This is a genomic window from Hydrocoleum sp. CS-953, from assembly GCF_002260545.1.
Classification (GTDB): Bacteria; Cyanobacteriota; Cyanobacteriia; order Cyanobacteriales; family Microcoleaceae; genus Trichodesmium.
Map to the genome: position 1 here is coordinate 1 of NZ_LGSU01001459.1, position 14123 is coordinate 14123.

12 protein-coding genes, 1 tRNA gene and 1 pseudogene are annotated in these 14123 nt (G+C 35.0%); 4 read left to right on the top strand and 10 right to left on the bottom strand.

Features of this window, described 5'->3' with window-relative positions:
• Positions 1–57 precede the first annotated feature (57 nt).
• Positions 58–705, bottom strand: a complete 648-nt coding sequence (locus AFK68_RS31105) for a histidine phosphatase family protein (RefSeq protein ID WP_094677934.1) — start codon at positions 703–705, stop codon at positions 58–60.
• A 1573-nt stretch (positions 706–2278) separates the two neighbouring features.
• On the opposite strand from AFK68_RS31105, the gene AFK68_RS31110 reads away from it, so the two are divergent.
• Both AFK68_RS31110 and AFK68_RS31120 read left to right on the top strand, forming a co-directional pair.
• Positions 2279–3172, top strand: an 894-nt coding sequence (locus tag AFK68_RS31110) for a peptidoglycan-binding protein (RefSeq protein WP_143438476.1), incomplete at its 3' end; no start/stop codon positions are given.
• Positions 3173–3758: 586 nt separating this feature from the next.
• Positions 3759–5048: a dicarboxylate/amino acid:cation symporter gene (locus AFK68_RS31120; protein WP_246844577.1), complete on the top strand. Its 1290-nt coding sequence runs from the start codon at positions 3759–3761 to the stop codon at positions 5046–5048.
• An 859-nt stretch (positions 5049–5907) separates the two neighbouring features.
• On the opposite strand, the pseudogene AFK68_RS37640 reads toward AFK68_RS31120, so the two are convergent.
• From AFK68_RS37640 to AFK68_RS31130, 3 genes and pseudogenes are all read right to left on the bottom strand, one after another.
• Positions 5908–6090, bottom strand: a pseudogene (locus AFK68_RS37640) (aspartate/glutamate racemase family protein); the annotation flags it as partial.
• Between the two features lie 10 nt (positions 6091–6100).
• Entirely contained in the window at positions 6101–6871 is a 771-nt protein-coding gene (locus AFK68_RS31125) for an aspartate/glutamate racemase family protein (RefSeq protein ID WP_094677916.1), read from the bottom strand.
• Positions 6872–6886: 15 nt separating this feature from the next.
• Positions 6887–7384 carry a pentapeptide repeat-containing protein gene (locus tag AFK68_RS31130; protein WP_094677918.1) on the bottom strand — a complete coding sequence of 166 codons (498 nt, stop codon included), beginning with the start codon at positions 7382–7384 and terminating at the stop codon, positions 6887–6889.
• Positions 7385–8483: 1099 nt separating this feature from the next.
• Here AFK68_RS31130 and AFK68_RS31135 point away from each other — a divergent pair.
• The gene (locus tag AFK68_RS31135) at positions 8484–8807 is read left to right on the top strand and encodes a hypothetical protein (protein WP_094677920.1); all 324 of its coding nucleotides are present in this window, start codon (positions 8484–8486) and stop codon (positions 8805–8807) included.
• Positions 8808–9267: 460 nt separating this feature from the next.
• On the opposite strand, the gene AFK68_RS31140 is transcribed toward AFK68_RS31135, so the two are convergent.
• The 4 genes from AFK68_RS31140 to AFK68_RS31155 form a co-directional block, all read right to left on the bottom strand.
• Positions 9268–9756, bottom strand: coding sequence for a PEP-CTERM sorting domain-containing protein (locus AFK68_RS31140; RefSeq protein ID WP_094677922.1), 489 nt, complete (start codon positions 9754–9756; stop codon positions 9268–9270).
• A 105-nt stretch (positions 9757–9861) separates the two neighbouring features.
• Positions 9862–10725, bottom strand: a complete 864-nt coding sequence (locus AFK68_RS31145) for a hypothetical protein (protein WP_094677924.1) — start codon at positions 10723–10725, stop codon at positions 9862–9864.
• Between the two features lie 147 nt (positions 10726–10872).
• Positions 10873–10945, bottom strand: a tRNA-Thr gene (locus tag AFK68_RS31150).
• A gap of 58 nt (positions 10946–11003) precedes the next feature.
• Entirely contained in the window at positions 11004–11384 is a 381-nt protein-coding gene (locus tag AFK68_RS31155) for a cytochrome c (protein ID WP_094677926.1), read from the bottom strand.
• A 749-nt stretch (positions 11385–12133) separates the two neighbouring features.
• Between AFK68_RS31155 and petG the strand changes: the two genes are divergently transcribed.
• Complete coding sequence (gene petG / locus AFK68_RS31160; protein ID WP_094677928.1) at positions 12134–12247, top strand: cytochrome b6-f complex subunit V; 114 nt, start codon at positions 12134–12136, stop codon at positions 12245–12247.
• On the opposite strand, the gene rsmD is transcribed toward petG, so the two are convergent.
• Both rsmD and hisH read right to left on the bottom strand, forming a co-directional pair.
• Positions 12236–12811 carry a 16S rRNA (guanine(966)-N(2))-methyltransferase RsmD gene (rsmD, locus tag AFK68_RS31165; RefSeq protein ID WP_094677930.1) on the bottom strand — a complete coding sequence of 192 codons (576 nt, stop codon included), beginning with the start codon at positions 12809–12811 and terminating at the stop codon, positions 12236–12238. The genes petG and rsmD overlap by 12 nt on opposite strands.
• Positions 12812–13146: 335 nt before the next feature.
• Positions 13147–13791, bottom strand: a complete 645-nt coding sequence (gene hisH, locus AFK68_RS31170) for an imidazole glycerol phosphate synthase subunit HisH (RefSeq protein WP_094677932.1) — start codon at positions 13789–13791, stop codon at positions 13147–13149.
• Between the last annotated feature and the right edge of the window lie 332 nt (positions 13792–14123).

The following is a 14123-nucleotide window of genomic DNA, read 5'->3' on the forward strand; positions in this document are numbered from 1 at the left end:
CTCCCCCACTCCCTGACTCCCCCACTCCCCTACTCCACCAACTGGGTTGGGACTTGCTTAAACAAACCTGACAGTAGTTTCTCTATTATCTAGATGAGAAGTATCTCCATTTAATTCCATTACCCATTGTTCTTCTTGAAGGACAATTTTCACTAAACAACAAAGAGAAGCTTTAACTCCATTCTCAGCAATTTCACCAACTAATCCAGCAGCAGTACCAATAACTGAAGCACCATGTCCTATCAATAAAATATTTTCTGTGGGAAACTGTGCCACTAAATGCTGAGAAACTTCTCCACTTCTCTTCATACAAGCTTCCCATGTTTCGGGATATTGGGGAGTACCTTCATTGTAAGAAAGGTCAATTCTGCTATAAGTTTTGGCCATAGTTTCTAAAGATAGAGTTTCTGGGATAGCAGGCATCCATTCTGGATTCAACCATTCACATAAACCCCAATCTAATTTGATAGGTAAATCAAGGACTTCTGCTACTTCATTAGCAGTTTGGACAGTTCGCAGAAAAGGAGAGGCAAAAATCTGGGTGATATTTTCCCCAATTAAACGCTTTGCTAGTTGTTGTGCTTGAAGGATACCATCATCTGAAAGATGGGGGTCGTATGGTCTTTGCGCAGTATTAAACCATTCAGGGTTAACAAAGTCGATGCGGTTTCCGTGCCTTGCTATCCAGACTGTTTGTTGGGACATAAATTCATCTGTTGCAGATTGCCACCTTAATATATAGCAATTAGGACATCCCATAGAACTGAATTTCCAGTACAGTGGCCATAAATCTCCTGTCCCTTTCCCAAAAATTTATCAAATTACTGACTATCTTTACTGAATCTTTATATAAAATTACGGAAATATCTGTTAGTATATGAAATATAGATAAATAAAAGAAATTAAGTCTTCACGGAATTATATTTAATTATTTATTGTATTGGTTTGTGTGTTGTAATTTAGCTGAGGCTTCCTCTAGAAGAGGGAGCTATTTTTTTGGTCTCTAACTATTATAATTTGAGGTATTTACCGAAAAATCAAGGTATAAAGCCTCTCACTCACCGTGGAGAAACAAAAAAAATATTCCTTTTATTCAATCCTCTCCCTAAAAGGAAGAGGTAATTATTAATTATCAATTATCAATTATCAATTATCAATTATTGAATGTGGCTTTACCAAAACTTCATCAAATTACTGACTATCTTTACTGAATCTTGACAGAAAATTACGGAAATACCTGCTATGATATTTGTATAGACAAATAAAACAATTAAGTCTTCAAAGAATTTATTTAATTATTTATTGTATTGGTTTGTGTGTGTTGTAAATTAGTTTAGGCTTCCTCTAGAAGAGGGAGCTATTTTTTTTGGTCTCTAACTATTATAATTTGAGGNCTCACTCACCGTGGAGAAACAAAAAAAATATTCCTTTTATTCAATCCTCTCCCTAAAAGGAAGAGGTAATTATTAATTATCAATTATCAATTATCAATTATCAATTATTGAATGTGGCTTTACCAAAACTTCATCAAATTACTGAGTATCTTTACTGAATCTTTATATAAAATTACGGAAATACCTGTTAGTATATGAAGTATAGATAAATAAAACAATTAAGTCTTCAGAAAATTTATTTAATTATTTATTGTATTGGTTTGTGTGTGTTGTAAATTAGTTTAGGCTTCCTCTAGAAGAGGGGGCTATTTTTTTGCTCTCTAACTATGATTTATGATTTGGTAAATCTTTTGGTGGAGATTACTGATTTAATATATTGCAATGAGAAATATACCCTATAAACCTTAATTCTCATCCAATGGCCATAAATATTTTGTGCCTTAACCAAGACTTCATAAAACTAATGACTATCTTTACCAAATCTTGATATAAACTTACGCAAATACCTGCGGGTATTATGTATCTACTTCATAGCTCAATAAAAAATTAAGTCTTCAGGCAGTTTATTTAATTATTTATTGTAACTTAACTCTAGGTTTCTCTAGAAGAGGGGTATTTTTTTGTGGCTATAACCTATAAATGTAGCTAATACGAAATCCTCCGTTAAAAAGGTAGTTTCTTCAATCGTTTTAACTACGCCTTTTGTCTTACTCTCATCATTAAATGAAAGATATTATAAATCTCCCAATTTAGTATAATCTATTGGTGGCGATTATCTGAATAATTTCAAAAGTTTTATCTGAACAATTGACAATCTCAGTTGTTTATGATATTAGATATAATCTCTGGAAATCCACGCTAGTCCATTGAGGTGAACAATACTAATGGATGAATTATTTAAAAAAAAACGTCTCATTATAAAATTTACTCTGGTTGTTTTCGGAATTGTTATTTTTCTGACAACCTCTATCAAAATAGTATATTCTGCAAATTCTTTTTTCCACGAACAAACAGAAAAAATTGCTCAAGTTAGAAAGATAGAAAAACTCCAGGTTACTAACCCTTCAGATTCACAATTAACTGAAAAAAGTCAAGAATATGATGTTATTAAATTACAAACTAAATTAAAGCAAAAAGGTTACTACGTTGGAGCTATAGATGGAGTTTACGGTGAAGAAACAGGGGTAGCAGTTTATAATTTTCAGATTAGTTTAGGATTGACAGCAACAGGAATAGTCGATGCGGAAACCTGGAATTTTATTAAAGAGAATACTGATAGTTTTCCTCAAGATTCTTTTTCAGGAAATTTACTCTCACCGGACATACAAAAAATTATTGACCGAGGTAAGTTAATTGTTGCTATGACAGAGTATGATAATTCACCTTTTTTTGTGAAAAATGAAAGGGGTGAATTGGAAGGATTAGATATGAAAATTGCCCAAGGTTTAGCTGAAGGTCTGGGAGTTGAACTTCAACTAAATCGTAGTGCTAAAACTTTTAATGAAGTAGTTAAAATTGTCTCTCAAGGTCAAGCAGATTTAGCTATTTCTAAACTTAGTCAAACTCTGAATAGAGCCACAAAAATTTCTTTTTCTCATCCTTATGTTACGATGCGTCAGGGGCTATTACTTAACCGAGTACAATTAACTAAAGCTGCCAAAAATAAAGAGGCAGTAGAATTCTTGAGAGACTTTGAAGGAAGGATAGGAGTGATTAATGGTTCCTCTTATGAAGGATTTGCTAAACAAAAATTTCCCAAAGCTACAATTGTTAGATATNGAATAGAGCCACAAAAATTTCTTTTTCTCATCCTTATGTTACGATGCGTCAGGGGCTATTACTTAACCGAGTACAATTAACTAAAGCTGCCAAAAATAAAGAGGCAGTAGAATTCTTGAGAGACTTTGAAGGAAGGATAGGAGTGATTAATGGTTCCTCTTATGAAGGATTTGCTAAACAAAAATTTCCCAAAGCTACAATTGTTAGATATTCGAGTTGGGAAGATATTATTCAAGGTGCAATTAAAGGGGATATATTGGCAGCTTATCGGGATGAATTAGAAGTAAAAAAGATTATTATAAACCAACCAAATGTGGCTTTAAATTTTCAAACTGTTGCTCTTAAAGATACTCAAGATCCTATAGCGATCGCTCTCCCCTGGTCTAGCAGTCACTTGTTAGAATTTGTCAATTTATACCTAGAAATTACCAATACTGATTATACGGTTAAGGGTTTATTGAGTGAATATTCTGAGTTATTAGAAAAATCTAGTTTGGATAAATTTCAATAAAAAATTTTATCATTTTCATTATGATTAAAAAGAAAGGATTCAATGGATTTAATTTTTATTCATTAATCAAGGTATTGCGTAATCCATGGTCTATTGTTCCAGGGATTTTACTGGGATTATATTTGGGAATTTTTCAAAAGAATCTTAGTCTGATTTTAACTCCTTATGGAAATCTATATCTTGAGTTATTGAAAATGTGTGTTTTACCATTATTATTTTCGGCAATAACTATGAGTGTAGGTAGGCTAATAAGTAGCAGTGATGCTAGTGAATATGTCAAACGTATTTTAATTGTATTTTCAATTGGATTGGTTGGCGTAAGTACAATTGCAGCTATCGTTACAGCATTCACTAATCCGGGAGGAAATTTAGATGATTCAAGCTTAACAGCTTTGGGTGTAATTGTTAACAAATCGGAATTAGATTTGGAGATATCTCTTAATGCTGATATTATTCAAGATGTCGTTGATAAACAAACAACTTTAATATCTTTTTTATTTAATTTAGTTCCTGAAAATATTTTTGCGTCTTTAAGTGAGGGTAATGCTCTAGAGACGCTTTTTTTTTCCATTGTTTTTGGTGTAGCAATGGGATATCTAAAAGAATCTCATAAAGAGGATGTATTTAATCTTTTAGAAATGGTATTTAAAAGTTCTAAAAAGTTAATTGATTGGATAATTTTATTTTTACCGATGGGTTTGTGTTGTCTTTTAGCTAGCCAAATAGCCACCACAGGTTTTGGCATTTTAGCTGCTATGAAAAATTTTGTAATTATTTCAATTTTATCATTTTTTATTATTTATATAGTTAGTACAGTTGTTGTTTGGCAAAAGGCGGGTTGTTCTTTGTGGAAAGTTTTGATTAGTTTAAAAGAACCGACAATTTTAGCTTTGGCAACTCGAAGTAGTTTTACCTGCTTACCTTCTTCTATTTCTGCTTTAACTGAATCCCTAAAATTCGACAGACAAACAGTTAATTTAGTCATTCCTTTAGCAATTACAGTTTGTCGATTTGGTCCGGTTGCTTATTTTGCAACTACTTCTGTTTTTGTCGTTCAACTTTATAATAATCAATTAAATTTATCGAGTTCCATAATTATTATTATCGCTTCAATTTTAGCTGGTATGGCAACAGCAGGAGCAACAGGAATTTTAACTTTAACCCTGTTGGATTTAGTATTGCAACCTTTGGGTTTGCCACTAGAAGCAATACTGGTACTATTGATTGCCATTGATCCAATTATCGATCCATTCAGGACTTTGGGGATTGTTCACACCGGAATTGCTGCCACAGCAGCGATCGCTGATTCTAATTCGCAACAATCAACAGAATTTGCCTCTGAACCTCAAACATTAGAAATCTAATTTTACCGAATAATTAATAATTAATAATATCATGTCCGGCAGCATCGGTATTGCAAGTGAGAAGGTAAGGAAGAAGGCTCATATTATCTAGGAGAGAAGAAAGAAGAAATAAGGAATAAGAAATAAGAAAAGGAAAAACCTTACATAAGGTAAATATTTCCCCAACTTTTACACAAACGATACGAGCAGACATGATATAATTTAGCTTTATTAGCATCCTCTTTCAAGGGGGAAAAAAGAAATAATATTTTCTTATATTCATATATTCAATCAAGAATGATTTTAACCAGAGGTAATTATCAATTATCCATTAATAAAAGCAGATTATTAGGGTGTAATATAAAATCCGGGGCGTTGCATATTTGCCTTCTGGTATTTTTTTTATAGAAAGAGGAAATATAGTCATTTGACTTGAGAGTGAGACAAAGCTTCCTTGCTCTGAGGCAGTTCAGAGGAAAAAACGTCTCATTTTTAAGTTATATAGAATCCGGATAATTACTATAGCTTGCGTCATTTATTTCTCCTAACTCCTAACTCCTAACTTCTGTACGGGCGATTTCCGTTTGTCATGCTCCGCATTTCCTGACGGAATGCTCCGCTTTCCATGTCGGCGACAGCCGAAGTGCGTTTGCGGAGCATGACCTAGGATAGTTGTGCGCCAGCAAAANTTTCCTGACGGAATGCTCCGCTTTCCATGTCGGCGACAGCCGAAGTGCGTTTGCGGAGCATGACCTAGGATAGTTGTGCGCCAGCAAAAGGCGTTTGCGACAGCATTCGGTTTGCGCAGCATTCTGCAGGAAACGAAATCGCCCCTACGACTCCTGACTCCTCCGCAATACGATAACTAATTACCCGGATTCTATATAACAATGGGAATGTCTTGATGACCAAATGCTAAATCTAAGGTTAGATTTGCCAGAATATCAAGGGGGTCGATATCAATGAGCGCATTGCATTTGAGTTTCTTCAACACCACTGATATCTCTGTACAACCAGCAATCACTAATTCTGCTCCTTGCTCCTCTAACCATGTCATAGCATTNACCCGGATTCTATATAACAATGGGAATGTCTTGATGACCAAATGCTAAATCTAAGGTTAGATTTGCCAGAATATCAAGGGGGTCGATATCAATGAGCGCATTGCATTTGAGTTTCTTCAACACCACTGATATCTCTGTACAACCAGCAATCACTAATTCTGCTCCTTGCTCCTCTAACCATGTCATAGCATTATCTAAAATTGAAATTGGTTCTGGTAAAATTTCGATTCCTGTTGCTTTAATTCCCCAAACAGGATTGTAAATTGCATTCATCACATCCTGTTGTAGTTGTGAGTCTAACGGTGGTGCAATCACATTTAAGCCTAAAGCACTTAAACTATTGTGATACAGTTTTGCTTGCAATGTTCCTGTTGTTGCTAAAACACCAACCAGGTGAGACCCAGGATAACGACTTTTAATAAATGCTGCAGTCGCATTCATCAGATGAATCCAGGGAATATCTAATTGAGGTTGTACCTTTTCATAAAATCCATGAGCTGTATTACAGGTAATCACCAAAAAATTAGCTCCTGCCATTTGTAACATTTTCCCGTATTTAACTAACCAAGGAGTACAGTCTGGCAGTTTTCCCAATAAGCTTTGAGTCCGATCGGGAATATCAGTAGCATTAATTAAAATCCAAACCGGATAGTCGCGATCGCTAACAGCACCTCGCTCTGCATTAAAAGCAATTAACCGACGTTCAAATTCAATATGTGCCAGGGGACCAACTCCCCCGATAATTCCAGGAATTGCTTGTTGCCGAATCCCTTGTTTCATAATTAAGATGCTAACTTAAGAACAACCTAAACTTTGACGAGTTTCAACTCCTGTAATGGAATTCTTTCCTGAAGCTGTTTTACAAATTAATTTTATTTGATAGCGATCTACCAATGCTCCAGAAAAATCGGCTCCTGTCACATCTGCTTTACGAAAGGTACTACTCATCAACATTGCATCTGTAAAAATAGCATTAGTTAAGTCAGTTTCATCAAAGCTAACTCTATCTGCGAAAGTCCCAGAAAAATCTGCTTCTCTTAAGTTAGCTCTCAAAAAATCTCCTTTAGTAAGAATTGTGTTTTGCAGATTTGCACCTTGGAAATTAGCATTCCACATTGTTGCACCAGCAAAGGATGTACCCTGTAAATCTTTGTTGGAAAAATCTCGATTGTTTAAGTTTGTAAGGGTATAGTTAACATTATTTTCTTCTGCTTGAGTTGGATAGATATTTATTACCCAAAAACTTGCAACTGTCACAATTAAGACAAATATCCAAATTCCTTTTTTGACCATTAGAATAACGACTCCCAAAATTGAATATAACCAAATTAGAACTTACATACACACAAGGTATTTCTGTCATTAAAAGAGATGATGAAGTCATCTCAAGCTAATACTTTTGTGCTAGATGCTTAAGTCCTATAAATGATAAATATATCAAATAACATGTTAATATTCAATTTTTTTCAAGAGAGATTAAATGAGGGTAAGGAATAGGGAATAGATAGAGCTGATATTGTGATTAATTAAGTATGTCACTATTTTTTTACTTTTTTACAACTCCTTTGGAAAAATTATAAAAACCTGGCTAATAGCAAAAGTAGGCGCTTAGTTAGTCAACCTCTACAGAGAACTAAATATTGCTTTTTAGTTCATTTTAATAGCCAATTCAAAAAAGATAGTTACAGTCGTAGGGTGGGTAAGTAGTGATTCGCATATATCACACTCCGCTTTGGCAAATTTTCCCACCTTATAGCAGTTTCGGAGTTAGTGAGGTACAAAGTTTTAGGACTTTAGGGAATAGGGAATAGTGGACTTAGGCAAAACAGAGTCAAAAATAGACCCAAATCTAGACAAGTAGAGGGTTTCACGCCAAAAAGGTATAAATCATTCACTAGTAAGGGTTACAGCCATTTTTAGGGTATCAAGGTTATTCCCTTATCGAGGCTGACTTTCAACCATTTTTTCTCCCAGAAAATGTCTAAGTACCAATTTATATTAAACGTATTACTATCAGGCTAAAATTTTAGGTGGCTGTCAATGTCCGCCTCCTTTGACAAAACTTTACAACGCTGCACAGCCGTGACACGAACNAGGCTGACTTTCAACCATTTTTTCTCCCAGAAAATGTCTAAGTACCAATTTATATTAAACGTATTACTATCAGGCTAAAATTTTAGGTGGCTGTCAATGTCCGCCTCCTTTGACAAAACTTTACAACGCTGCACAGCCGTGACACGAACCTTCTATTTCCGCCTTATCAAAAGACTAAAGTTAACTAGGCAGGACTTTTGGAAAAAACGGTCTCTAACTCGAAAAATTCAGAATTGGCTCTCTGGAATCGTCTTAAAAGTGTACAGACTGAAGACAGTTAGAAAGGAGTTTTAAAACCATGACAAGACAAATTTGGGGCTGTGTAAACGCAAATGGCTCAATCCACAGTGGATCGATAGTTAACGGCTCATACAACTTTGTTGTTAGTAAAATTGATGTTGGCGTTTACGAGATCGATTACGACACCCAATTTTCTAGCCCACCAGTTGTTGTGTTGACACAAAACTATAAGAACTGGAACGACTTTGGTTTTGAGAATGGATGGCCTGCAGATAATGCAGTACTGATAGCTGGTAATGAAAATAAATGTAAGGTACTCACTGGATCAGGGCAAAATCATCTTGATCGCAACTTTACCTTTATTGCAATGGGAGATGGTTGAAATTGGGGCTTGTAACGGCTTTGTTGCACTCTGGTATTATCTACAAAAATCACCGATTATCTCTTTTATGCTACTAGGGTTTAAGACTGAAGAACCTATCCCACTATTCTTGAAACCCTTAGATTGAGACAATGCACAAATAATGGGATCGCTAGCTATAAGTCTGATCCAAAACTACTGTAGAGACTTTGTATGCAAGGTCTCTACATTAGCGACGATAGGAAGCAATCTCTTAAACCTATGAGATTGCTTCCTTCCACTCCGTTGCAGTCGCAATGACGCAAGCTATAGTAATTATCCGGATTCTATCATAAAAAAACCTTGCAGGGACGTTCCATGGAACGTCCCTACTACTGTGATGTACCTAAGTGACAATTGCTATAATTCTCCTTGGAGACTAATTTCTCCTTTATTATGAGCCAGATAATAAGTTACGAGACTTATAGCTGAATGCTTACCTCTAATTAAGCTTTTTATTTTTAAATATTAAACCACTTCCTAAAATTCCTAATGTAAATAAACCTATTGTTGAACTAGGTTCTGGTACTCGAACTTCTTTACTAATTTCAGTATTTTCGACTCTAAGATTATTATTTGATAAATAACTATTTTTTACTGGTTGAGCTAATGCTGCTGATAGTAAACTAATTTGTGGTTCAGTATTCAAATCTTCTGCCACAATTTCTATTTGAAAATTAACTTTTTCCTGATTAAAGCCACCTAGTTGAAATGTGTTGTTAAATAACTCAAAAGCAGTATCATAAATACCAATACTTTCCTCAAACAAAGGACCTAAATTTTGACTACCAATTACAGGTAATTCTAAACCAAATTCCCCTGCCAGAAAATCTAGACTAAAATCAATACCTAAACTGGTAGAGTTGCTAAACAAAGCATTAAAATCAATAAATGCTTCTATTTCTAGAAAATCTCCTACATTATCGGGCATAATTCAGGAAATTTCATCTCCAATATTAAAGTCGATCATTGTGTTATCTTCTAACTTCAATATTGCTGGTAATGTGCTGGTTAAAGAGAAATTTTGCAACATTGATCAAGCCATTGCTACTTCTATATCAAAAAGATTGTAGGAGAAGCCAAGATTCCCCAAAATTCCTAAATCTAATTCTTGGTTTTCTTGCAATGATGGTAATCCAAATAATAGGCTAGCTAAACCATCTAAATCTATGGCAGCTTTTAGAAATTCATCTTCTCCAGATGAAATTAGTTGATTGTTGAGAGAATTTTCAGACTGAAATCCAGTTGTATTAACTTGAGGTAAACTAATATCAAAACCTCCGAATTTTTCATCTAATTCTAAATTAACATTATCCCCATCGAGATTTACTAGATTAATTGTTTCATCAATATCAAATCCAAAATCTAGTTGATTTCCAGGCTCAACATCTACTCCTGTAGCTACATCAAATATCAAATCTAAATTGTATGCAGAATTAATACCTTTTGTCGAAAAACTAGCATTATCAGCAAAAGAAAAACCAGATTGAATTGTCAATATTTCTCCTGCTTTTACAGATGTATCTGGAATCTCAAAAAATAAATCAATTGGAATTAAAGCATCAACAATACCACCGTTTAAATTAAAAGTATTTTGTAAACCTAATTTACCTTCTGTAAAAGCATTAAAACCTACATCTAATTCTGGCAAAATACAAACACCCCAAACTTTTCTAGCACAAAGAGAATAGTTTTTTGCTATTGACTCATCCCACTCGACTGCAAACAAACCACTATCACCACCCCAACTAAAATTACCCTTTTCCTCACCCCAAATATTCTGATTTGATGTAGCAAACTCTAAATCAAATTTGAGGGTTGTAGCTAATGTCACATTGGGTAAGGCGATCGCTGTAATACTAGCAACTACCACTGATACTAGATTCTGAAGTAGCTTCATTTTTTCATACCTCTCAACACAAAGCTTTTATTCCAGCTTTTTTTTCTGTTATTGGGGGTATGATATCCGGATAATTCTGATTACTTGAGATAAATTTATTTACTAGAAGCTCCCAGAAATTATATACAATAGATTATTAATATAAGAAGCCGGTGAGGAGACTCGAACTCCTGACCGTTCGATTACAAGTCGAGTGCTCTACCAACTGAGCTACACCGGCAACGTCTTTTAATATAGCAAACCTAAACCTATTTTGGCAACCCTTTTTTACTTTTAAATCAAATTTGTTTTAAATAGCTTAACAAGTCGGCCATTTCTTGCTCATTGGGTTGGAATTGGGGCATAGGTGGTGTTTGGCCACTAACTACTTGCTTAATAATTGCCACGTCCGACTTATGTTGGGAAATTCCTTCTAAACTCGGTCCGACCTGACTATCTGTAGGCCATTCGTGACAACCTGCACAGTTCATTTGAAAAATTGCTTGGCCTTTAAGTGGGTCTCCCTGGAGGGATAATACGTTTTTGCTATAAGGATCGGAAACCTGAAAATGATTAACTCCTAGGATTATAAATATGATTGCTAAGACAACAGCTAGACCAACTAAGCTAATCCACTGTAGTAGGGTTTCTTTTTTAGTGTCAGCAAGTTGGTTATCCAAAATCTTTAATATCTCAACAATTATTTACAAGAAAGTTTAATATCAATTAACATAGCTTAACAGTTTTAATCTTTTCCAGACAAGATTTTTATGGAAAGTTAAAGATTTACAAATATAGCGCTGTGCGCAGGGAACAGGGAACAGGCAACAGGCAACAGGGGAAATAAATTGCCGATAATATCAGACTTTGAGCTGCTTGGCCCCTACCGCAATCTGTAAATATACCAGCGCTCATTGCTATATTTGTATATGGGCTAGAAGTTTTAGGGGGGAACAGTCACAAAGGATTAATTAGGGTTTGCTGAAAAAGTCTTTTTTCAAGGATTAGGGGATTAGGGGAGTAGGGGAGTAGGTAGGGACGTTGCATGCAACGTCCTTACGGGAGTAGGGGAGCGGGGGGAGTAATTTTTTGGCTCAACTATGCGCCCAAAATCCTAACTTTTTGAGTATAAAGCAGCTCAAAACTAAGGTATTTAAGACCTAAAAAGGCTAAAACCTTTATCTGTCAATGCTTTTATATTTAATCAGCAGAGCAATAATTAAGCCTTAACAGATTAACTCGTAATATGCTCTAGACTTAATCCAAATTTTCATCTACTATATTATTTATATTTTTGATTTCTGTTTTCAAAGGTTGGAGTTATCCGGTATTAACCTTAAGACCAGCAGATAATGTCAACCCTAGCTTCAAAATAAATAGTAGTATTGATTAATAACAAACAAAAATTTCAATCAAAGGAGTTGGCTTCGTGGTAGAACCATTACTTTCTGGAATCGTACTAGGTCTGATTCTCGTGACATTGGCAGGACTATTTTTTGCAGCCTATCAACAATATAAGCGGGGCAACCAATTAAATATGTAATTGGGGTACTATATTTATTCCCTCGGTGGAACAAAAGAATGTCAAAGCTGTATTGCCATATACTTTCTGCCGACAAATTTCTAAGGTGGGAACTGATTTAATTGACCATCTTTCAGGACTATGTTCCACTGCTAACTCGCTGGTTGGTGCTAGAAGTTGATATTGAGCGATGGCCTCTAATACTGGTTGATATAAGTCACTAGAGTATGGGGGGTCAAAATAAATCAAATCAAACTGCTGCCCTACCAGCACTTTTAACCGTTTCAAAACATCTCCCCGCAACACCTGAAATTCCTGGGATGAGCTGGCCACCATTTGCCAGTTTTGGCGAATTATAGCACAAGCAGGGCCATATTGTTCGATGGCGATCGCTAAGGATGCTCCTCTACATAAAGCTTCTGCACCCATGGAACCTACACCAGCACAGATATCAAGCCATCGACATCCATCTATATTATTTTGCCAAATATTAAAGACGGCTTCACGCACCTTGGCCAATGTTGGACGAGTTGCCATTCCTGGTAAAGTTTTTAGTTGACGGTTTCCATATATTCTTAAATTCATACAAAATAGGGAGTAGGGAGTAGGGAGTAGGGAGTAGGGAGTAGGGAGTAGGGAGTAGGAGAAATAAGTGGGCGTTGGTAAATCAATAGATAAAGGTTTCAACTTTTGGAGGTAGTAATAAAGTACCGGCTCTTAGGTAATTCCGGTTAAAAAATCTAGGATTTTGGGCAACATCAACATAGGGGAGAAAATCAAGGGAAGATTTTTCTGGTTACTTAATTACTATGATTCTCATTCCTCCTGGATTATGGATTCTTAATTCTGCTTTCTCCCCTGAAAAAAGACTTGTTCATAAAACCCTAATTATCAATTATCAATTATCAATTATCAATTATTTAGCTAACTAAAGCCAAATTTTCAGGAATAACTTTACTAACAAAATTTGATAAAATTTGTAACCCAATAGTAGACGATTTTTCTGGGTGAAATTGTACTGCCATTAAATTATTTTTTCCTACTGCTGCGGTGACTGTTTGATTACCGTGAGTAACAGTTGCTGCTGTAACCTGAGAGTCTGTTGGATCTACATAATAAGAATGAACAAAATATACCCAGGGTTGAGAACCTATTTCACTCCATAAAAGATGTTTTGGCTGAGTAAATTGTAGTTGATTCCAACCCATTTGGGGAATGGTTAAACCAGGTTCAGATTTAAACCGACGTACTTTTCCAGCAAGAATTCCTAAACCTGCTTCTTGACCTTCTTCACTACTTTCAAATAATATTTGTAAGCCTAAACATATACCTAAAAATGGTTTTCCTGAAGCAATAATTTGTTTAATAGGTGTTTCTAAGTTGCGTGTTCTTAAATGTTGCATCGCTGGATCGAAAGACCCTACTCCTGGTAAGATAACTGCATCAGCTTTTTCTATTTCTATGGTCGAATCTGTAATTTTTGGGGTTCCTCCTGCTTTTTCTAATCCTTTACAAACGGAGTGTAAATTACCCATATCGTAATCTATGACTGCAATAGTTGGCATTAGTTTATTTTCCTTGTTTTGTATTGATTAGCTTTTCAGCATTCAGCTATTAGCTATGAGTTACTAACTAATTATTTTATACCGTTTCACTGAAGTTAGAACTCATAAGTTAGATTTGCTTAACTAAAAACTTTGATCAGACAATAGTTTCAGCCAATTATTTGACATTTAAAGTTAAAAACTGTTTGTGACATCCCTAAAGTTAATTAGTATTAGAAGGAGAAATTAATCTCCAAGGAGAATTAAAAGTTATCAGTTATAAATCAGAAGGTTATGAGTTAAATTTGGTAAGTTATTACATTCAGAAGCTAATAGCTGAATACTTACGGTAA